17 protein-coding genes are annotated in these 20,018 nt (G+C 64.8%); 11 read left to right on the plus strand and 6 right to left on the minus strand.

All coding sequences use genetic code 11. From position 1 onward, the window contains the following. The first annotated feature begins 6 nt into the window (after positions 1-6). The 3 genes from V6590_RS14415 to V6590_RS14425 all read left to right on the plus strand — a co-directional run bounded on the left by V6590_RS14415 (position 7) and on the right by V6590_RS14425 (position 2,431). On the plus strand, positions 7-660 hold the full coding sequence (locus tag V6590_RS14415; RefSeq protein WP_335424294.1) for a 3-oxoacid CoA-transferase subunit B: 654 nt from the start codon (positions 7-9) through the stop codon (positions 658-660). A 61-nt stretch (positions 661-721) separates the two neighbouring features. After that, the gene (locus V6590_RS14420; protein ID WP_335424296.1) at positions 722-1,582 is read left to right on the plus strand and encodes a 3-hydroxyacyl-CoA dehydrogenase family protein; all 861 of its coding nucleotides are present in this window, start codon (positions 722-724) and stop codon (positions 1,580-1,582) included. 15 nt (positions 1,583-1,597) lie between these two features. Then, the gene (locus V6590_RS14425; protein WP_335424298.1) at positions 1,598-2,431 is read left to right on the plus strand and encodes an alpha/beta fold hydrolase; all 834 of its coding nucleotides are present in this window, start codon (positions 1,598-1,600) and stop codon (positions 2,429-2,431) included. A 17-nt stretch (positions 2,432-2,448) separates the two neighbouring features. On the opposite strand, the gene V6590_RS14430 is transcribed toward V6590_RS14425, so the two are convergent. The 3 genes from V6590_RS14430 to V6590_RS14440 form a co-directional block, all read right to left on the minus strand. Further along, entirely contained in the window at positions 2,449-3,099 is a 651-nt protein-coding gene (locus tag V6590_RS14430; protein WP_335424300.1) for a LysE family translocator, read from the minus strand. Continuing rightward, positions 3,100-4,158, minus strand: a complete 1,059-nt coding sequence (locus V6590_RS14435) for an isopenicillin N synthase family dioxygenase (RefSeq protein ID WP_335424301.1) — start codon at positions 4,156-4,158, stop codon at positions 3,100-3,102. A gap of 63 nt (positions 4,159-4,221) precedes the next feature. After that, a complete protein-coding gene (locus V6590_RS14440; RefSeq protein ID WP_335424303.1) occupies positions 4,222-5,505 on the minus strand; it encodes an ATP-binding protein in 1,284 nt (427 codons plus the stop codon). A 338-nt stretch (positions 5,506-5,843) separates the two neighbouring features. On the opposite strand from V6590_RS14440, the gene V6590_RS14445 reads away from it, so the two are divergent. Beyond that, complete coding sequence (locus V6590_RS14445; RefSeq protein ID WP_335424305.1) at positions 5,844-9,707, plus strand: non-ribosomal peptide synthetase; 3,864 nt, start codon at positions 5,844-5,846, stop codon at positions 9,705-9,707. 28 nt (positions 9,708-9,735) lie between these two features. On the opposite strand, the gene V6590_RS14450 is transcribed toward V6590_RS14445, so the two are convergent. After that, positions 9,736-10,434 carry an SDR family oxidoreductase gene (locus V6590_RS14450; protein WP_335424308.1) on the minus strand — a complete coding sequence of 233 codons (699 nt, stop codon included), beginning with the start codon at positions 10,432-10,434 and terminating at the stop codon, positions 9,736-9,738. Between the two features lie 136 nt (positions 10,435-10,570). Between V6590_RS14450 and V6590_RS14455 the strand changes: the two genes are divergently transcribed. Further along, positions 10,571-11,614, plus strand: a complete 1,044-nt coding sequence (locus V6590_RS14455; protein ID WP_335424310.1) for a glycosyltransferase family 2 protein — start codon at positions 10,571-10,573, stop codon at positions 11,612-11,614. An 11-nt stretch (positions 11,615-11,625) separates the two neighbouring features. Here the strand turns inward: V6590_RS14455 and V6590_RS14460 are convergent, their stop codons facing one another. Continuing rightward, positions 11,626-13,191, minus strand: coding sequence for a trimethylamine methyltransferase family protein (locus V6590_RS14460; protein ID WP_335424312.1), 1,566 nt, complete (start codon positions 13,189-13,191; stop codon positions 11,626-11,628). A gap of 93 nt (positions 13,192-13,284) precedes the next feature. Between V6590_RS14460 and V6590_RS14465 the strand changes: the two genes are divergently transcribed. From V6590_RS14465 to V6590_RS14490, 6 genes are all read left to right on the plus strand, one after another. After that, positions 13,285-14,217 (plus strand): LysR substrate-binding domain-containing protein, encoded by a 933-nt coding sequence (locus V6590_RS14465; RefSeq protein ID WP_335424313.1) that lies wholly within the window; start codon positions 13,285-13,287, stop codon positions 14,215-14,217. A 95-nt stretch (positions 14,218-14,312) separates the two neighbouring features. Next, positions 14,313-15,446, plus strand: a complete 1,134-nt coding sequence (locus V6590_RS14470) for an aromatic ring-hydroxylating oxygenase subunit alpha (protein WP_335424445.1) — start codon at positions 14,313-14,315, stop codon at positions 15,444-15,446. Between the two features lie 8 nt (positions 15,447-15,454). Next, positions 15,455-16,714 carry a flavin-containing monooxygenase gene (locus V6590_RS14475; protein ID WP_335424447.1) on the plus strand — a complete coding sequence of 420 codons (1,260 nt, stop codon included), beginning with the start codon at positions 15,455-15,457 and terminating at the stop codon, positions 16,712-16,714. Between the two features lie 9 nt (positions 16,715-16,723). Continuing rightward, positions 16,724-17,140 carry a RidA family protein gene (locus V6590_RS14480; RefSeq protein WP_335424315.1) on the plus strand — a complete coding sequence of 139 codons (417 nt, stop codon included), beginning with the start codon at positions 16,724-16,726 and terminating at the stop codon, positions 17,138-17,140. Positions 17,141-17,287: 147 nt separating this feature from the next. Beyond that, a complete protein-coding gene (locus tag V6590_RS14485; protein WP_335424317.1) occupies positions 17,288-17,962 on the plus strand; it encodes a DUF1028 domain-containing protein in 675 nt (224 codons plus the stop codon). Continuing rightward, positions 17,959-18,738, plus strand: a complete 780-nt coding sequence (locus tag V6590_RS14490) for a fumarylacetoacetate hydrolase family protein (protein WP_335424319.1) — start codon at positions 17,959-17,961, stop codon at positions 18,736-18,738. The genes V6590_RS14485 and V6590_RS14490 overlap by 4 nt, the downstream gene beginning before the upstream one ends. 10 nt (positions 18,739-18,748) lie before the next feature. Here the strand turns inward: V6590_RS14490 and V6590_RS14495 are convergent, their stop codons facing one another. Further along, a complete protein-coding gene (locus V6590_RS14495) occupies positions 18,749-20,014 on the minus strand; it encodes a lytic murein transglycosylase (RefSeq protein WP_335424321.1) in 1,266 nt (421 codons plus the stop codon). Positions 20,015-20,018 lie beyond the last annotated feature (4 nt).

Here is a 20,018-nt window from a genome sequence, read left to right on the forward strand (position 1 = left end):
CAGCACATGGATGCCAAGGAACTCATCGCCCGCCGTGTCGCCCGGGAAATCCGCCCCGGATCGCTGGTCAATCTGGGGATCGGGCTGCCCTCGATGGTGGCGAATTTCGTGCCCGCCGATCTGGGGGTGTTCTTCCAGGCCGAAAATGGCGTGATCGGGCTGGGTGCGCGGCCCCCCGAAGGGATGGAAGACGCCCACCTGACCGATGCGGGCGGCGGCTTTGTCACCGCCGTGCCGGGGGCGGCCAGCATCGACAGCGCCATGAGCTTTGGCCTGATCCGGGGCGGCCATCTGGACATGACGGTTCTGGGTGGGCTGCAGGTGGATGAGGCCGGGCATCTGGCCAACTGGAAAGTGCCGGGCAAGATGGTGCCGGGCATGGGCGGTGCCATGGATCTGGTGACCGGGGCTGCGCGCGTGGTCGTGGCCATGCAACACGCGGCCAAGGGCCAATCGAAGATCGTGCCGCGCTGCACCCTGCCGCTGACCGCGCTGCGCCGTGTCGATCTGGTGGTCACCGATCTGGCGGTGATCGAACCGACAGGATCGGGGCTGATCCTGCGCGAACGCGCGCCGGGTGTCTCGGTCGAAGAGATCCGCGCCGCGACCGAAGCCGCGCTGATCCTGCCCGACACCATTCCTGAAATGCTGCTGGCCTGAAGCGCCACATCCCCACCCGCCTGCCGGTGGCAGGCCGGTTCTTGCCGTGAAGGAGACCATCATGCAGGACATTCAGCAGATCGGCGTCATCGGCGCCGGAACCATGGGCAGCGGCATTGCCCAGATCTGCGCCGCTGCGGGCTTTTCCGTGGTGATGCAAGACCTGTCGGACCGGTCGCTGGAACGGGGTCAGGCGGCCATCGCGGCCAGTCTGGCCCGGCAGGCGCGCAAGGGGCTGATTTCGGATGGGGATGCCATTCAGGTTCAGGGCCGCATCGCCACCACCACCCATCTGGAACGGCTGGAGCCCTGTGATATCGTCATCGAGGCGGTGGTGGAAAAGCTGGAAGTCAAGACCGCCCTGCTGCAGCGGCTGGATGGCATCTGCCGCCATGATGCGATCTTCGCCTCCAACACATCGTCCATCTCGCTGACCGAACTGGCGGCGGCTTCGGCCCATCCGGGCCGGGTGATCGGAATGCATTTCTTCAACCCGGTGCCAGTCATGCAACTGGTGGAAATCATCCGCGCCCTGCAGACCACCGATATCGTGGCCGAGGCCGTCACCGCGCTGACCCGCGCCATCGGCAAGACCCCGCGCGTCAGCAAGGACAGCTATGGTTTCATCGTCAACCGGCTGCTGGCCCCGCAGATCAACGAGGCGATCAACTGCGTGCATGAAGGTCTGGCGACGGCGGAAGATATCGACAGCATGATGAAGCTGGGCGCCAATCACCCGATGGGGCCGCTGGCCTTGGGCGATCTGATCGGGCTGGATGTGGTGCTGAACATCATGGAAACCCTGTATCAGGGCTTTGACGATCCGAAATACCGGCCATCACCCCTGCTCAAGCAGATGGTGGCGGCGGGCTATCTGGGGCGCAAGACCGGCAAGGGCTTTGCCGATTATCATCCGGCCTGATCGGCGGGGGGATGGATGCAGGTCTTTGCGGCGGAAGATGGCACGACACTGGCCTATCGCGATGACGGTGCCGGGCTGCCGCTGCTGGCCCTTGCGGGGCTGACCCGGGACGGACGCGATTTCGATTATCTTTCCCGCCATTTGCCCGGCGATATCCGCCTGATCCGGCTGGACAGCCGCGGGCGCGGCGGGTCGGCCTGGGCTGATCCCGCCACCTATACCGTGGCGCAAGAGGCGCGTGATGCGCTGGCCCTGCTGGATCATCTTGGGCTGGATCGCGCGGCGGTGATCGGATCATCGCGCGGTGGGTTGATCGGGTTGGTTCTGGCTGCCACCGCACATGACCGGCTGCTGGGCCTGTGCCTGAACGATGTCGGGCCGGTGGTCGAGCGGGACGGGCTGTTGCGCATTGGCACTTGGATCGGGATCGAACCAGCGGTGCCGACATTGGCCGAAGTGGCCGACCGGATGGCCACCGCCCAGCCGGGATTTGAGGATGTGCCCGCCCTGCGGTGGCAGGAAGAAGTCGTGCGCCATTACGTTCAATGCGACGGGCATGTCGGGCTGACCTATGACCCTGCGCTGCGCCAGTCGTTCGAGGCCGCAATGGCCGCCCCCTTTCCCGATCTCTGGCCGCTGTTCGATGCCTGCGCAGGCCTGCCGCTGGCGGTGATCCGCGGGGCTGCCTCGGATGTGCTGGCCCCCGAAACCGCAGCCGAGATGCGGCGCAGACGGCCCGACATGATCCATGCCGAGATTGCCGGGCGGGGCCATATCCCGTTTCTGGATGAACCTGCGGCAGTGCAGGCGGTGCTGACCTGGCTGGGCCAGATCCGCACCGTCCTGTGAACGCCAGGCGCCCGCGATCAGAGTGTTGACCACAACAGCCGCAGGGCGATCAGGATCAATATGCTGCCGCCCACCCAGCCAAGGATTTCGCGTGCGCGCCGGTTGTCATTCAGCGTCTGTGCCATGGCACCGCCGACCGTCGCAACGATCAGATCAGCCGGCACCGCCGTCAGCGGCACCAGAATCCCCAGCAGCAGCAGGTTCAGCGTGACATCCATGCCCGCCGCCGCCTCGTTGGCCACGAAGGGCGGCAGGAACAGGGCGAAGAACAGCACCGTCTTGGGGTTCAGCAGTTCCACAAGCGTGCCTTGCCAGAAGATCGTCTGCATCGGGCTGTGGCCCACGCTGCTGGCCTTCAATTCGGTTGCGGCCTGTTCCCGCGCCTCGCGGATCATGCCGATGCCCAGCCAGATCAGATAGGCCGATCCCAGATAGCGCAGCGTGGGCACCAGCCAGGTGACATGGGCAAACAGGGTGGCCAGCCCAAGTGCCGTGGCGATGGCCAGCAGCGCGCCGCCAAAGCACAGGCCAAGTGCCGAAGCATAGCCCGCCCAACGCCCCTGGCCAACGGTGCGGGACAAGACGTAAAGCATGGAAGGTCCGGGTGTCGCACTCAGGGCAAAGCCCGCAAGGGATACGGCAATCACGGTCTGCAAACTTGGAAACACTTAGGGGGTATTCCTTCTGATACGGCCTTCAAACGGGTTGTGAACCGGGGCAGATTTGTCCGCGATCTGGGCCGCACGGCGGGCCCGCAGATAGGGGAAATCGCGCAAAAGCATCCGTTCCAGATGGGCACCGGCCTGAAAGGGTTCATAACGCGGCGCGGTGCCCGGCGGCACCAGCTGCGGAAAGGGCCGGATCAGCGTATCGTGGTTGGCCGCCACGAAATAAGGCATCGAAAACCGTTCGGGGCTGCGATTTGTCACCCGATGCGGGGTGGATCGCAGGATGCCATTGGTCCAGGCCTCCAGCATGTCGCCGATATTCACCACAAAGACCGCATGATCGACCGGCACATCGATCCACTGATCATCCTGTGTCAGCACCTGCAGCCCTTCGTTGCGGGTATGCAGCAGGGTCAGACATTCGTAATCGGTATGCGCACCCATGTTCACCGATTTGTGGTCGGTCGTGCCTGCGGCCCGCAGGTAATGCAGCAGACGCAGTTGCGAGATGGGTTTGGTCATCTGGCTGGTGATCGCCCCGACTGGCAGGCCAAGATACAGTTCCAACGCGCCGCAGATGCGGCGGCCAAGCTCCGCCACCGCGGCATGATAGCGCGACACCGTGCTGCGAAACCCGTCCAGATCGGGCCAGACATTCGGACCCAGAACCAGATTGCCGGCAAGGAAATCCGGGTCATCGGCGGGCAGATCCAGCCCCATGTCGAAGGCTTCGTAATTGCGATGCACCTCGTCGGCGTAGTCGCCCTTTTCGCTGAACGGGACATAGCCGCGATGATTGGGGCTGTTGCCGATGTAATAGGCAAGCTTCCGCGCCTCGGGCTGTGCGAAGAACCGGGCGGCCATCTGATAGGTCGCCTCGATCATTGTCGGGTCGATGCCGTGGCGATGGATGCGGAAAAATCCGTATACCCGTGCCGCATTGCCGATTTCTTCGGCGATCTGGCGCTGGATGGTGGGGTTTCCCCCGAACAGACCACTGACATCGATCAATGGCAAGGTGGGCAGGGTCGCTTCGTGGCAGCGGAGCGTGATGGTCATGGAATCCTCCTTCGGGACGGGCTCCAACCTATCGAGAACATGGTTAATAAAGTTCTGCAGATGTCAGGAAATGGCCGGGAAGGTAAGCTGGAAGCTGGTGCCCTTGCCCGGTTCGGACATCACGGTGACCGTCCCCCCCAATTGCTGGGTAAAGCCCCGGACGATCGACAAGCCCAGACCGGTGCCTGCACCCACCGGTTTCGAGGTGAAGAAGGGGTCGAAGATCTGGCCCAGGCGATCGGCAGGGATGCCGACCCCGCTGTCAGACAGGGTCAGCCGCACATGCCGCCCCGGCAAGATATCCATGCCCTGACCCATGGAATCGGCCATGTTGTGCAGCAGGTTTTCGGTCGTAATCCGGACCTGACCGCCCTCGGGCATTGCATCCAGCGCGTTTTCCACCAGATTGAGCAGCACACTTTCGATGGCTGCGGCATCGGCGGCAATTGGCCAAAGGCCCTGCGCCAGAGACAGATCCAACCGCTGCGCCACCGAGTGCGGTTGCCCGGCCTGAAAGGCGGCCACCTCGGCGTTCAGATCAAGCCGGATGGGGTTCAGCCGGGATTTCTGGGCAAAGGCCAGCATGTCGCGCATCAGTCGCGCACCACGTTCCGCCGCCGTCCGGGCATCGTACAGTGACCGGTCCGCATTGGGGCCGGTGCGGTCGAATTCCAGAAAATCCAGATTGCCAAGGATGACCGTCAGAAGATTGTTGAATTCATGGGCGAGCCGCCCGGTCAGCTTGCCGATGGATTCCATCCGCCGTGCTTCGAACAGCCGGGCCTCCAGCGCCTTGCGCATGGCGATTTCTTCGGTCAGCTGCGCATGTGACGCGACCAGATCGCGATACCGTTCTGCCGAGCGCCGGGCTTCGCCCAGCAGATCAAGCTTGGCGCTGGTCATGGCGGCGACGGTGGTCAGAAGGCCCAGTTCCGCCTCGCCAAAAGCGCCGGGATCGGGATGTTCACTGTCGATCACACCCACAACCCGCCCGCGCGACAACAGCGGCACACAGATTTCCGACCGGGCCGGCTGGGTATCGGGGATGTAATTCTGGCTGCGCAACAGATCATCAACGATGACCGGCTTGCCGCTTTGGGCCACCCGCCCGGTGATGCCCTTGCCGAAGGGGATGATCAGCGGATTGATGATGCTGCGGCCAAAGGGATTCTTGTCGCCCCACGCGGCCACCTGCCGAAGGCACGTCTGGGTCTGATCCACCTGATAGATGACACAATCGACAAAGTTCAGCCGACCGACCACATTCTGCGCGACATGCCAGAACAAATCGTCTTCGCTGCGGATCTGGATCAGATCCACGGCGAAGGAATTCAGGGTACGCAGCATCGCCGCTTCTGTCGAAAGTGCAATGCCGCCATCTTGCGGAATTGTCGCTCGCTGCAAGCTTATCCCCATCGTCCGATTCCCGCCTTCACAGTAAGAAACAATGTACCAAAGGTACATTTAAATTTGAAAATACAACCATAGAGCGGGTGTTGGCGCAAGATTAATACTTTTGGGCAGGGTTGCACGCCGAAGATTGCGCATTATGCGGGACATTATGGTCAAGTCTTTGCCACAGTATGGCCGGTTTCGGTTGTCAGTCAGGCGTTGGAGCCCCTGTTGTGGGCGGGACGAAGGAGGCAGAGGGCGGCTTGGGACGCAATCGGTTTGCAGCAACGGCAATGCAGGCGGGACTGCTGTATGAAAGCAGCCTGTCCGGGCGCCCGTGGGCCAATGTCGAACAGGTTGTCGTAACTTTTCGGCCCGATCCGGGCGTGGATGCGGATCGTATCCGCAATGCCTGGGCCGCACTTTCCCTCCGGCATGAGGCGTTGCGCAGCCGCTTTGTGACCGGGGCTGACGGCACGCTGATGCAAGAGGTGCTGGCAGAACCCGCCTTCGGCTTTGATGTGCTGGATTGGACCGGCCTGTCATCCGACCAGGTTCAGGCCAGCATGGCGGCGCATCTTCGCACAGACCGCGATCGGGGTGCCGATCCGTTGCAAAGCCCGGGGTGGCGGGTTGCGCTGATCCGGCAGGCCGAGGGGCGTATCACCCTTGTCTGGACCATTCACCACGCATTGATCGATGGTCCGGGCCTGCAGATCGCCCTGCATGACCTGTTCGATGATCTGGCGGGCCGTGCGCCGGTTTCCGCCGCCGGTCAGATCAGACCGCAGGCCACGGCTGCGATGGATCACGGCGCGTCTGATGCTCCGGCAGAACCGGAACACGCCATGCAGCAGATGCTGGCCGATGCGCCAGATTGCGGCAGCATCGCCACCCATCCCGATGCGGAGCCAGGGCGGATGACCCATCTGTCCCGCAGATTGGCGGTCGAGGTTTCGGGGCGGATCAAGGAAACAGCGCATGCCGCCGGGGTCACATCGCTGAACATGGTGCAACTGGCCTGGGGGCTGGTTCTTGCGCGCTGGACCGGTGAAAACGGCGCTCTGTACGGTCTGGTGGACAGTCTGCGGAACCATCGCGCCGACAGTGACCGGACAGTGGGCTGTCTTATCACCACGGTGCCGTTTCAGGTCGGGCTGACCGGGGGGGGCACCCTGCGCGATCTTCTGACCGGATTGCGCCAGCAGACCCGTGCGCTGCGCCGTCAGGGGCGGGGCCCGGCAGATGACCTGCGGCAGGCTTCGGGCGGCAGATATGACAGTATCCTTGTCTTTTCGCCCGCCACTTTGGCGGCAGCCCTGACCAAGGCCGATCCGGCCTGGCAAGAGCGCGAGGTGACCCTGCACGAGGAAGGCGCGGCGCTGCTGATGCTTGCGGTCTATGACGACCCCGAGATGCTGGTGGAACTGGAATTCGATCCTGCCCGGCTTGACCCGGCCCGTGCTGCGCGGCTGCTGGATCACGTCATGCGCCTGCTGGAAGGGCTGGCTACGGCCGATCTGGATGCCGGAACGGCCAGCCTTGACATGCTGGCCCCCGCCGAGGCGGCAGAGCTGCAGGCTCTTGCGCAACCGGATCACGCAGTCGAGGGGGGCCTTCCCTGTATCGCAACCCGGTTTGAACGGATGGCTGCGGCGCAACCGGATGCCATCGCACTGGACGGGGCGGGTTGCCCGCATGGGCCGGTCAGCTATGCCGTGCTGGATGCCATGGCCAATGCGCTGGCGCATCGACTGGCGGCGGCGGGGCTTGGGCCGGGGGATCTGGTGGCGGTGCTGCTGCCCCGGGGGGCAGACCATGTGACGGCGCTGCTGGCGGTGCTGAAGCTGGGTGCGGCCTTCCTGCCACTTGATCCGGGCCAACCCCAGGCGGTGATCGCAGGCCTGCTGCAACGGGCCGGGGTGCAGGCCGCGATGACATCGGCCAATGCCCGCCCGCTGCCCGGTGTGGCGCTGCAGTTTGCCCCCGATCCGGCAGACCGTGCGGCCCTGCCGCCGCCGCGTCCTGACCCTGATGCCGGGCGTCTGGCCTATGTGATCCACACGTCCGGATCCACTGGTCTGCCCAAGGGGGTCATGGGTCTGTGCGGTGCCCTGTCGGCCCATGCCGATGCCGTGATACAGGCCTATGGTCTGACCGCGCAGGATGCTGTGCTGCAATTTGCCGGTCTGGCCTTTGATGTCGCGCTGGAAGAAATCCTGCCCACTCTGCTGATCGGGGGACGGGTGGTGTTTCGGGATGAGGCCTCGGCGCTGTCGGTTTCGGGCTTTCTGGATCATCTGGCCCGGTTCAAACCCACGGTTCTGAACCTGCCGGCCTCGTTCTGGCATGTGCTGGTCGATGATCTGTCTGCGCATGACAGGGTGCTGCCCCCCGAGGTGCGGCTGATGATCACCGGGTCGGAGCGGATCAATCCGCGCGCCCTTGTGCAGTGGCAGAGGCTGGGTTTGGCCTGCGACTGGATCAATGCCTATGGCCCGACCGAGGCCACCATTTCCTGCATCGCCCATCGGATCGCCGCAGGCGCGACCGCGCATGATCCGGGGCAGAGCGTGCCGATCGGTCGCCCCTTGGGCCATGCCACCGCATGGGTGCGCGCATTCGACGGAACGCTGGCACCGCGTGGTGCCGAGGGTGTGCTGTGGGTCGGTGGCCCCGCCGTGGCCGGTGGCTATCTGCATCGCCCCGAGGAAACCGCGCTGCGCTTTCATCCCGATCCCGCAGGCGGCGCAGGCCGCATCTACGATACGGGCGACCGGGCCTGCTGGCGTGCCGATGGGTGCCTAGATTTTCTGGGGCGGCGGGATCGCGAAGTAAAGCTGCGCGGCCACCGCATCGACCTGAACCAGATCGAGACGGTGATCGGCGCGCTTCCGGGGGTGCAGCAGGTGCATGTCGCGCTGGATGGCGAAACTGGCGGGCAGGCCCGGCTTCTGGCCTGGGTCATGGTGGAAGGCGGCCCTGCCGAGGCTGATCTGGCCGGGCTGCGCCGCGCGGCGGGGCAGGAGCTGCCCTCTTACATGGTGCCGTCGGTGGTTGCGGTGGATCGGTTGCCGGTCAACGCCAATGGCAAGATCGACACCGCTGCGCTGCCACGTCCGATGCGTGGGGTGACGATTGCCGATACCGGATCGGCCACCGCGCTTGATCCTCTGGCCGCCGTCATTGCCCGCTGCATGGCCGAGGTGCTGAAACTGGATATCGTGGCGCCGGATGCCGATTTCCACGAACTGGGTGGCGATTCACTGCTGGCGCTTCGGGTGGTCAGCCTGTTCGAGGCGCGGTCAGGCCGCCGGTTGCGGGCCATGGACCTGCACCTGCATCCCACAGCCATCGCCCTTGCGGCCCTGCTGCGTGAAGACAGGTTGCAGCCGAAATATCTGGTGCCGATCCAGCCCGAGGGCAGACAGCCCGCTTTCTTCGCCGTGCATGTGTTGGGCCGCAATGAAGAGCTGTTCCGCCCATTAGCGGCATCGCTAGGCCCCGATTATCCGGTGTTCGGGTTGACCATCGGGATGCCGCGCAATCTGGCGGAAATCGACGTGCAGCGTACCGCCCGGGTCTATTTCGAGGAAATCCAGACCCATCATCCCGCTGGGCCGATTGGCTTGGGTGCCGTGTCGATGGCGGCCTATTTCGCCTTTGAACTGGCGCAGTTGCTGATCAGCGCGGGGCGCGAGGTGCGGGTGCTGGCCATTCTGGATGCCATGGGGCCGGATGGCCGCCCGGCACTGGGCGGCATGGCCAAGCTGCGGGCACATCTGGATCAGTTGCGCCAGCAGGGTCGTGGCCATCTGGCCAAGATATGGGGAAACCGGCTGCAGAAATGGCGCGACCGGCGCGATGCGCGCCAGCTTGCTCCGGGAGAGGTGAACGGCTTTTCGGTGGTTCAGGCCAATGTGCGCGCGGTGGAAAGCTATGCGCCCCTGCCCTATGAGGGCCGTCTGGCGGTCTTCCGCGCCGATGCCAGCTATTGGGACAGCCCCGAGGCGATTGCCAGCGGTCTGGGCTGGGCATCGGTCGCGCAGGGCGGGCTGGAAATCCATGATCTGCCGGGGGATCACCTGTCGATCCTGCACCCCGGCAATGTCGATGTCCTGGCTGGCCATCTGCGCCGGATGCTGGCCGAGGAGTGATCGGCTGCGCCCTCCTCGGCACAACGGGTCAGATATGCCGTGTCACACCCCCATCGACCCGCAGGCTTTGCCCGGTGATGTAGGAACTGTCATCGGTCAGCAGGAAGGCCGCGGCCTTGGCCTGTTCTTCAACCCGGGCGATGCGCTTCAGCGCGGTCAACTCGCCATATTTCGCCACATCCAGACTGTCGGTAAAGCCGGGCATCAGGCAATTCATGCGGATATTCTGCGGGCCATAGCGGTCGGCATAAAGCTTGGCAAAGGCCGACACCCCGGCGCGATAGACGCAAGAGGCCGGAAACCACAGCGAAGGTTCCAGCGCCGCATAGGTGGTGACATTCACGATCGACCCGCCGCCCTGTGCCTCCATCACCGGGGTGACCAGCCGGGCCATGCGGACCACAGATTTGATGATCATGTCATTGGCCAGATCCCAGTTGTCATCGGTGATCGCCAGCAGGTCGCCCTTGGGCGGGTGGCCGGTATGGTTCAACACCGCGTCAATGCGGCCAAAGGCCGAAAGGGCGGTATCGACGATGCCATTCAGATCATCCTCGCTTTGGGCGACGCCGCGCCGGGCCACGCCCCCCAGTTCGGCGGCAAGGGTTTCGCAACTGTCTGACGGCGACATGAGCGCAAGCCGATAGCCCCGCGCATGCATTTCGCGGGCCACGGCCCCCCCGATCCCGCGCCCGCCCCCGGTGACGAGACAAACCTTCTGTGTCATGTGGCAACCTCCCTGATCTGTTGCGGCCAGTCAGCGCCGGGCGTCGGGCGCCGTCAAGCACCCGTTGCGCCGGCCCGTCACGATTGTGATATGCCCTGTTCGGTGCTAGCACTGATCCCCAGTCCAAGCCGGTGCGGTGCCCAACTTGAAGATCCTCAGCTTCACCTGTGTGCGCAATGAAGGGCCCTATCTGCTGGAATGGATTGCCTATCACCGGCTGATGGGCGTCACCGATTTCGTGATCTTCAGCAATGATTGCGATGATGGCAGCGACCGGCTGCTGAACGCGCTTGCGGCGGCAGGGGTTGTTATCCATCGGCCCCAGCAGGCCCAACCGGGCAAAAGCGTGCAATGGCAGGCATTGACCGCCGTTGCACAAGACCGGCTGACCCGGGGCTTCGACTGGGCGCTGTTCAGCGATGTGGATGAGTTTCCGGTCGTCCATGTCGGGCAGCACCGGCTGGCCGATCTGGTGGCGGCGCTGCCTGCGGGGGCCGATGCGGTGACCCTGCCGTGGCGGCTGTTTGGGGCCAATGGCCGGGCGCGGCTGGAGAATGTGCCGGTCACCCGGCAGTTCACGCGCTCGGCCCCGCCTGATCTGACGCATCCGATTGCCGGGCGCTATTTCAAGACGCTGTACCGGCCTGATGCCTTTCAGAAACCCGGGGTCCACCGCCCGCGTGCCCGTCCGCGACAGGCCCTGCCGCACTGGCACGATGGGTCGGGGCAGCGCCTGCCAGACAGCTTTGCCGCGCAAGAGGCGCAGATTGCTCTGCCCGGTCTGGCCGCCGGCCGCGCTCTGGCCGAAATGCACCATTATTCCACCCGGTCCGCCGCCGCCTTTCTGGTCAAGGCAGATCGTGGTCTGGCCAACCGGCGGACCAAGCGGATTGATCTGAGCTATTGGGTCGAACGCAATTTCAACACCCAGCCGAACACCGCCATTGCCCGCTGGGCCGACGCGCTGGATGCCGAACTGGCGGCGCTGATGGCCCTACCGGGGATTGCAGAGCTGCACCGCGCCTGTTTCGCATGGCATCAGGCGCGGTTTGCCGAACTGGTCGCCACGCCGGATGGTTATCGGCTGTTCTGCGATTGCCTTCATGCCGCCGATTCCGCCGCGCTGCCCCGCGATCTTGCGATGGAGCTTTACGGCATTTACGCCAGCATCCGGCGCTGAACGCGGCCCCGTCAGTACCACATATCGGCCATCGCGGCCTTGCGGCGGGCCATGAAATCCTGCAGCGCCTCGTCAATCCCTGCGTCCAGCGGCGGGGCCTCATACTCTGCCAGCAGCTTTTTCCAGCGGGTATTGGCGCGTTTGGCATAATCCAGCCCGCCCTGTTCATCCCAGCTTTCCCAGGGCTGGTTGTCATCCAGCGCGGAATCCCAATAGGAGGTTTCGTAATGGCGCAGCGTGTGCTGGGTGCTGAACAGATGCTGGCCGGGGCCAAGTTCGGCCAGCGCCTCAAAGGCCAGCGCGTCGTCATCCACCGCCATGCCATCCAGATAGGCATGCAGCGCGCCGCAGATATCGGTATCCATCACCAGCTTTTCGTAAGACATCGACAACAGCCCGTCGAGAAACCCGGCTGAATGCAGCACATAATTCGCGCCGCCCTGAATGGCCGACATCATCGACATCATGCTTTGCGCCATGGCCTGCCCGTCGGGCAGTTTTGACGTGCTGAAATTGCCCGCGCAGCGCAGCGGCAGGTTCAGTCGCCGCGCCAGTTGCCCCATGACCAGCGACCCGATGGCCGGTTCCGGCGTGCCGAAGGTGGGCGATCCGGTCCGCAGCGACATGGAGGAGAAGAAACTGGCCAGAATGGCGGGCGATCCGGGCCGCACCAGTTGCGTCAGCGCGCAGGAGGCCATGCTTTCCGCCAGACCTTGTGCCACCATGCCGGCAATGGTCAGCGGCGCCACCGCGCCCCCCAGCAGGAAGGGCAGGTGGATCGACCCCTGATTGGCAGCGGCATAGGTGCGGATACCCGCCGTCGTGACCCCATCCAGTACCAGCGGCGAGGTGGTGTTGAAATTGCCCATCACCACGCAATTCTGATCGGTGAAATCGGCGCCGAACAGGATGCGCGCCATTTCCACACTGTCTGCCGCGCGGTCGGGCGCGGTGATCGACCCCAGGAAGGCCCGGTCGGAATAGCGGATATGGGCATAGACCATATCCAGATGACGCTTGTTCACCGCAATATCGGTGGGTTCGCACACCGTGCCGCCAGAATGGTGCAGCCAGGGTGACGATTGGCTGAGCTTCACGAAATTGCGGAAATCCTCGATCGTGCCGTAGCGGCGGCCCCGGTCCAGATCCATCACGAAGGGGCTGCCATAAGACGGCGCGAACACCACGTTCCTGCCGCCGATCCGCACGTTGTTTGCCGGGTTTCGTGCGTGCTGGGTAAATTCGGCAGGGGCGGTTTTCAGGATTTCCTTCAGCATCCCCGGCGGAAACTTCAACCGCCAGACCTGTGGCGCGGTTTCCGTGACTTCGGCACCTGCGGTCTTGTAAAGCCGCATCGCTTCGGCATCGTCGCGCAATTCGATGCCGATTTCGGCCAGAATACGCTCGGCCGTCGCCTCGATCCGGGTCAGGCTTTCGTCAGAAAGGATGTCATAGGTCGGGATGCCGCGCACGATATAGGGCCGCTTGACCCCTTGTTCCACACCCACCCGCGCGTCGCGCCGTTGCGACCGGCCGCCGCGTGCGCGTTTGCCGCCTGACATGCCATCTTCCGCCATGATCCGGTCCTTCTGATAAATCCGGTGCAGATTAGGATGGCCCGTGGCTGCCGTAACGCTGGAAAAGTATCATGGAGTTGATAAGCTGTGATTATGGATAATCTGCGCAGCCTGCTTCCGTCTATCAACAGCCTTGTCGTCTTTGAGGCAGCTGGGCGGTTGTCCAGTTTCAGCGCGGCAGCACGCGAATTGCGCATGACGCAGGCTGCCGTGTCCTATGCGATGTCCCGGCTTGAGGCGCATCTGGGTACGGCGCTGTTCCTGCGCGAATACCGTCGCGTGCGGCTGAGCGAAGCGGGTGAACGCTTTCACGCCGATGTCAGTATCGGGCTGGCCCATATCCAGCGATCAGCGCAGGACTTGCGCGCGGCGATCAGTGGCAGCCATGTGACGCTGGCCTGCTCCACCGCCTTTGCCGCCTTCTGGATGCTGCCGCGCATGGCACAGTTTCGGGCCGATCTGCCGCAGGTCGATCTGCGCATACAGACCGCCGACCGTGATCTTGATCTGCTGGGCGAAGGCATCCCGCTGGGGATCAGGGGCGGCAGGGCAGAGGATTGGCCCGGCTATCACGCCGAAGCGATGGCCGCCGAGGAAATCTATCCGGTCTGCAGCGCGGCCTATCTGGCTGGTCGCCCGGCCCCCGAAAGTGCCATGGCCCTGCTGGATCATCCGCTGATCCATCTGGAAGAACCGATCCGCCCGGCGGCCACCTGGGGCGACTGGTTCGCCGCCGCCGGGATTGACCGTCGCCGGGCGCCCAAGGGGTTGCAGATCAACGATTACGTTCTGGTGCTGCAATCGGTGCTGGCAGGGCAGGGCGTGGCGCTTGGTTGGCGGCATCTGGTCGAAGGGTTGGTGGCGCAGGGGCTTCTGGTGCGGCTGACCGACCGGATGCTGACCACCGATCAGGCCTTTCATGTGATCTGGCCGCGCGATGCCGCGCTCACCCGTCCCGCCATGGCGGTGCGCGACTGGTTGCTGGCACAGCGGGACAGTTCGGCGATGGGCTTAGGTTCACCCTAACCCAAAGCTCGCAAATGCGTCCTTTCAGACTGATCTTTGCCATGCCACCCTTGTGGCAGACCGTCCATTGCGGCGGGAAACTGCACGAGGCCCCGATGAACCACCCCGCCCCGCTGACCCCGGCTGCCGAGCTTCATGCCAATGTCGCCACGCCCTTTGACCGGGCCTTCGCCATGCCGAAATCGGTCTATACGTCCGAGGAATTTCTGGCGCACGAACAGCGGCATGTCTTTGCGCAGGATTGGGTCTGCGCAGGCCGGGCCGAGGCGCTGCCCGATCCGGGCGATTATCTGACCATGGAGATCGCGGGCGAACCGGTGATCGTGTTGCGCGACCGCGATGGCGAACTGCGCGCAATGTCGAATGTCTGCCGCCACCGCATGTCCACCCTGTTGCAGGGGCGCGGGTCGGTCCGCGCCATCACCTGCCCCTATCACGCCTGGACCTATAACCTTGATGGCTCCTTGCGCGGGGCTCCGGCCATGACGCTGAACGGCAGCTTCTGCAAAGAAGCCCTGGCCCTGCCGCAAATCCGCTGCGCGGTCTGGCAGGGCTGGATCCTGGTTTCGCTGAACCCTGATGCCCCAGCCCCCGATGTGGCATTGGCCGAGGTCACCGCGCTGATTGCGCCGTTTGACATGACGCGCTACCGCGAAACCTGGCGCGAAACCTTTCGCTGGGCGACGAACTGGAAGGTTCTGGCCGAGAATTTCATGGAAAGTTACCACCTGCCCATGTGCCATTCCGGCACGATCGGCGGCGCGTCCAAACTGGAAGAGATGGTCTGCCCCGAAGGTGGCGCGGCCTTCAACTATCACTGGATCCTGAAGAATGACAGCGTGCCGCTGGCGCTGGCCCATCCGACCAACACCCTTCTGCAGGGCGATGACCGGCGCAAGACATGGCTGCTGGCGATCTACCCTTCGCTGCTTATCACCGTGACCCCGGGCTATTTCTGGTATCTGTCGCTGACCCCCGACGGGCCGGGCCATGTGAATGTGCTTTATGGCGGCGGCATGTCCCAAGACTGGCTGGCCGATCCGCAGGCCGAAACGCATCTGGCCGCCGTGCGCGCCCTGCTGGCAGAGGTGAATGCCGAAGACAAGGGCTGCACCGAAAAGGTGTATCGGGGCCTGTGTTCGGGCATGGCGCAGCCCGGGCCGCTGAGCCATCTGGAACGGCCGAATTACGAATTCGCCCAATATCTTGCCCGCCGTATCCCGGCATGACGGAGAGTATGATGACCGAACAGACCAACGTGGTTGTGGTGGGCGCAGGCCAGGCCGGTATCGCCATGAGCGAACATCTCACCCGGGCGGGCGTGCCGCATCTGGTGTTGGAACGCGACCGTATCGCCGAACGCTGGCGGTCCTGCCGGTGGGACAGCCTGGTGATGAACGGCCCCGCCTGGCACGACCGTTTTCCCGGCCAACTCTTCACGGGCGACCCCGAGTCCTTTCCGGGCAAGGAGGCCGTGGCCGATTATCTGGTGGATTATGCCGCCGGGTTTGATGCGCCCATCCGCTGCGGGGTGACAGTGCATCGGGTGGCGCGCCGCGACGCCGCAGCCGGGTTTGTGGTGGAAACCTCGGCTGGCCCGATTGTGGCGGACTATGTGGTGGCGGCAACCGGGGCCTTTCAGACCCCGCTCATCCCACCTCTGGTGCCCGAAACCGCCGGGCTGATGCAACTGCACTCCAACAGCTATCGCAACCCGGCGCAACTGCCGCCGGGCGGGGTGCTGGTGGTGGGTGCCGGGTCTTCCGGCGCGCAGATTGCCGAGGAATTGCTGGAATCAGGTCGGCAGGTCTGGCTGTCGGTCGGGCCGCATGACCGCCCGCCACGCCGCTACCGGGGCCGCGATTTCGTCTGGTGGCTCGGGGTGCTGAACCTGTGGGATGCCGATGCGCCCAAAGGCGCCGAACATACGACCATCGCGGTCAGCGGCGCGCATGGCGGGCGGACGGTGGATTTTCGCGATCTGGCGGCGCGCGGCATGGTGCTGCTGGGCCGGGCCGAAAGCTGTGACCGGGGGGTGATGCACTTTGCCCCTGATCTGCGGCGCAATGTGGAACGCGGCGATGCCAATCTGCTGGCGCTTCTGGACGAGGCCGATGCCTGGGCCGCCCGCAATGGCCTTGACCTGCCCCCCGACCCCGAAGCCCGCAAGATCGGCCCAGATCCGGCGTGCATGGTGACCCCGATTGCCACGCTCGATCTGGCGGCGGCGGGGATCACCACCATCCTTTGGGCGACGGGCTTCACCAGCGATTACCGCTGGCTGCCACCGGGCGCGCTGGATGCGCAGGGCAGACCGCACCACCAGCGCGGTGTTGCGGCAGAGCCGGGCATCTACTTCCTGGGTCTGCCCTATCAGTCGCGGCGCGGATCGGCCTTTATCTGGGGCGTCTGGCATGATGCGAAATTCGTGGCCGATCATATCCTGAAACAACGCAGTTATCTGGCCTATCCCGGCCCCGCCCGCGCGGCAGAATAAGAGGACCCCATGGAACACAAGCGCTATCGCACCTTCAACACCCGTGACACCTATCCCGAACAGCGGCTGGACAATGATCTGTGTCAGGCGGTGGCCACGCGCGGCGGCACGACGCTGTGGATGCGCGGCCAATGCCCGCAGGATCTGGATACAGCCGAAAACATCCAGAGCAGCGACCCGGTCGCCCAGACGCACAAGGTGATGCAGAACATCCGCCAACTGGTCGAAGAGGCGGGCGGCAAGATGGAGCATGTGGTGAAGCTGGTGGTGTATCTGACCGATGTGCGCCACCGCGAAGCGGTCTATCGGACGATGGGCGAATATATCAAGGGCGTGCATCCGGTCTGCACCGGGCTGACCGTGGTGGCACTGGCGCGGCCCGAATGGCTGGTGGAAATCGACGCCACTGCCGTCATCCCGGATTGATCCTGTGGCAGGCGGCACCGGGCGCGGGCCCGAACGGATTGCAGGGCCGATCCACCCCATGATGCTCCAAAGCCCCTTTATCTTGGCGAAAATATGCTCGGGTGTCCGGGGGCTGACAGCCCCCGGCGGCTTCAGAAAGCGCAACACATGACCTTTTCGCTTGTGGCGCGCTGCGCCCGCACCGGGCAGTTCGGCATGGTGATTTCCTCGTCCTCTCCGGCGGTGGCGGCGCGCTGTGCGCATGTGCGTGCCGGGGTGGGGGTGGTGGCCAGCCAGAATGTCACCGATCCCGCACTTGGCCCGCTGGTGCTGGACCGGATGGCCGAAGGGCTGGCCGCGCGCGATGCTGTCGCGGCGGTTCTGGCCGGGCGGGCGCATGTCGCCTATCGGCAGATATTGGCGGTGGATGCGGCAGGGGGTGTTGCCCTGCATTCCGGCGCACAGGTGCTGGGGCTTTGGGCTGAGGCGCGTGGGCAGGGTTGCGCGGCGGGGGGCAATCTTCTGGGCGATACCGGGGTGCCCGCTGCGATGGTCGCGGCGTTTGAACGGGCCAGCGGCCATCTGGGCGATCGCCTGATGGCTGCGCTGCGGGCCGGGTTGCAGGCCGGGGGCGAGGCCGGTCCGGTGCATTCAGCCGGGTTGAAGATTGCTGACCGGCTGAGCTGGCCCCTGGCCGATCTGCGGATGGATTGGGTGGAAACCTGCCCGATCACGGCGCTGGAGGCGGCATGGGCTGTCTATCGTCCGCAGATGGCGGCCTATGTGCAGCGTGCCGAAGACCCGACAGCCGCCCCGTCCTATGGGGTGCCCGGAGATGAATGATCGCGCCACCCACGGCACGGATCGCGGTTGACGCGACTGGCCTGCGGTGGCCAGATGGCCTGCCGAAACCGCCCTGCCCGAAAGGTGTTCCGATGGATCTGATCCTGCCCGCCCCGCCCCCCGTCACGCTGGCGATTGCCGGGCAATCGGCGCGGTTTCCGGTGCGGCGGGTCTATTGCGTGGGGCGCAACTATGCCGAACATGCGCGCGAAATGGGCCATGACCCGGATCGCGAACCGCCCTTCTTCTTTCTGAAACCCGCCGATGCGCTACGGGGCGACGGGGTTTTTCCCTTTCCCCCGGCATCCGGCGATGTGCATCACGAAGTGGAACTGGCGGTTCTGCTGGGGCGCGGGGGCTGCGATTTGGCCCCTGCGGCTGCGTCAAACTGCGTTCTGGCGGCGGCGGTCGCGCTGGACATGACACGGCGCGATCTGCAGGCGGCGGCAAAGAAGGCAGGCCGCCCGTGGGAGGCTGGCAAGGCCTTTGATCATTCCGCCCCCATAGGCCCGGCCCGGCTGGTCGCCGATCTGCCCGATCTGGCGCAGGCGGGTATCCGGCTGGCCGTCAACGGAGAAACCCGGCAGGCGGCCCGTCTGGCTGACATGATCTGGTCGGTCTCTGACATCATCGCGCATCTGTCGGGCCTGTTCACCCTGCATCCGGGCGATGTCATCCTGACCGGCACGCCAGCGGGCGTAGGGCCGGTCGCGCGTGGCGACCGGCTGGAGGCGCGGATTGACGGGCTGCCGCCGCTGGATGTGACGGTGATCTGACCCAGACGGATCAGGACCGGCGCAAAAGCTCCAGCAGGTCCCGGTCGGGATAGCCGTCGGCGGGCAACCCGCGCGAGGTCTGGAAGGCCTTGATCGCGGCATAGGTCTTGGGCCCGACATTGCCATCCGCCCCGCCGGTATCAAAGCCAAGCGCGGTCAGGCGTTCCTGCACCTCCATCCGCTCGGCCAGCCGCAGCGTAGTATCGCCCGCAGGCCAAGGGGTCCGCAGCGGCCCGTCACCTTTCAGACGGTCGGACAGATGCCCCACGCCCACCACATAGGCATCGGCCTGATTATAGCGTTCGATCGCGTGGAAATTGCGATAGATCAGGAAGGCCGCGCCCTTCACCCCCGCAGGCAGGAACAGGGCGGCCTGTCCATCCGGCACGGCCCCGCCCGCCGCACGGGTGATGCCCATCGCCCGCCAGTCGGCGCCGGACCGTTTCGCGCTCTTGCCCGACGTGGCGGCGGTGAAACCGGGCGGCAGCGTCACTTCCACCCCCCAGGGCTGGCCGCGCTGCCAGCCCGATTTCGCCAGATAGGCGGCGGTCGAGGCCAGCGCATCGGTCGGATCATCCGACCAGATGTCGCGCCGCCCGTCGCCGGTGAAATCCACCGCGAAGGCCAGGTAAGAGGTCGGGATGAACTGGGTATGGCCCATCGCGCCTGCCCAGCTGCCGATCATGTGGCGGGCATCGGTATCACCAGCCTGCAGGATCTTCAGCGCCCCGATCAGCTGCTGGCGAAAGAAATCGGCCCGTCGCCCGTCATAGGACAGGGTGGCCAGCGCCTCGATCAGCGGCAGGTCGCCGCGCTTTTCGCCATAGCTCGATTCCATGCCCCAGACGGCGACGACCACTTCCTTGTCCACACCATAGGTGGCCTCGATCTGGTTCAGCACTGCCGCGTGGCGTGCCAGCATCGCCCGGCCATTGGCCACGCGCTTGTCCGATGCGGCAGTTTCCAGATATTCCCACAGCGATTTGGTGAATTCGGCCTGATTGTTCGACCGGCGGATCACCTCGGGGTTATAGGTCACCTCGGCAAAGGCCGCATCAAAGGTGGCGGGGCCGATGCCCGAGGCCAGTGCCTGCGGGCGGAAGCCCTGAATCCAGGCATTCAGACCGGCCACCTTGGCCGGATCGGGGTTCTGGTCGCGGCCATATTTGATCACGGTTGGCGTGTGTCCTGATTGCGAGACGGCGCCGCCGCCACCGACACAGGCCGACAGGGCCAAGGTCAGGGCGATGGTGGCGATTTTTGCGGAAATGCGCATTGCG

The sequence above is a fragment of the Gemmobacter denitrificans genome (assembly GCF_036964905.1).
Taxonomy (GTDB): Bacteria; Pseudomonadota; Alphaproteobacteria; order Rhodobacterales; family Rhodobacteraceae; genus Gemmobacter; species Gemmobacter denitrificans.

Bases quoted from the DNA above. Each gene is read 5' to 3' on its own strand.
- V6590_RS14415 (WP_335424294.1), top strand. From the start codon at position 7: ATGGATGCCAAGGAACTCATCGCCCGCCGTGTCGCCCGGGAAATCCGC.
- V6590_RS14420 (WP_335424296.1), top strand. From the start codon at position 722: ATGCAGGACATTCAGCAGATCGGCGTCATCGGCGCCGGAACCATGGGC.
- V6590_RS14425 (WP_335424298.1), top strand. From the start codon at position 1,598: ATGCAGGTCTTTGCGGCGGAAGATGGCACGACACTGGCCTATCGCGAT.
- V6590_RS14435 (WP_335424301.1), bottom strand. From the start codon at position 4,158: ATGACCATCACGCTCCGCTGCCACGAAGCGACCCTGCCCACCTTGCCA.
- V6590_RS14440 (WP_335424303.1), bottom strand. From the start codon at position 5,505: ATGCTGCGTACCCTGAATTCCTTCGCCGTGGATCTGATCCAGATCCGC.
- V6590_RS14445 (WP_335424305.1), top strand. From the start codon at position 5,844: ATGCAGGCGGGACTGCTGTATGAAAGCAGCCTGTCCGGGCGCCCGTGG.
- V6590_RS14450 (WP_335424308.1), bottom strand. From the start codon at position 10,434: ATGACACAGAAGGTTTGTCTCGTCACCGGGGGCGGGCGCGGGATCGGG.
- V6590_RS14460 (WP_335424312.1), bottom strand. From the start codon at position 13,191: ATGGCGGAAGATGGCATGTCAGGCGGCAAACGCGCACGCGGCGGCCGG.
- V6590_RS14465 (WP_335424313.1), top strand. From the start codon at position 13,285: ATGGATAATCTGCGCAGCCTGCTTCCGTCTATCAACAGCCTTGTCGTC.
- V6590_RS14470 (WP_335424445.1), top strand. From the start codon at position 14,313: ATGAACCACCCCGCCCCGCTGACCCCGGCTGCCGAGCTTCATGCCAAT.
- V6590_RS14475 (WP_335424447.1), top strand. From the start codon at position 15,455: ATGATGACCGAACAGACCAACGTGGTTGTGGTGGGCGCAGGCCAGGCC.
- V6590_RS14480 (WP_335424315.1), top strand. From the start codon at position 16,724: ATGGAACACAAGCGCTATCGCACCTTCAACACCCGTGACACCTATCCC.
- V6590_RS14485 (WP_335424317.1), top strand. From the start codon at position 17,288: ATGACCTTTTCGCTTGTGGCGCGCTGCGCCCGCACCGGGCAGTTCGGC.
- V6590_RS14490 (WP_335424319.1), top strand. From the start codon at position 17,959: ATGATCGCGCCACCCACGGCACGGATCGCGGTTGACGCGACTGGCCTG.
- V6590_RS14495 (WP_335424321.1), bottom strand. From the start codon at position 20,014: ATGCGCATTTCCGCAAAAATCGCCACCATCGCCCTGACCTTGGCCCTG.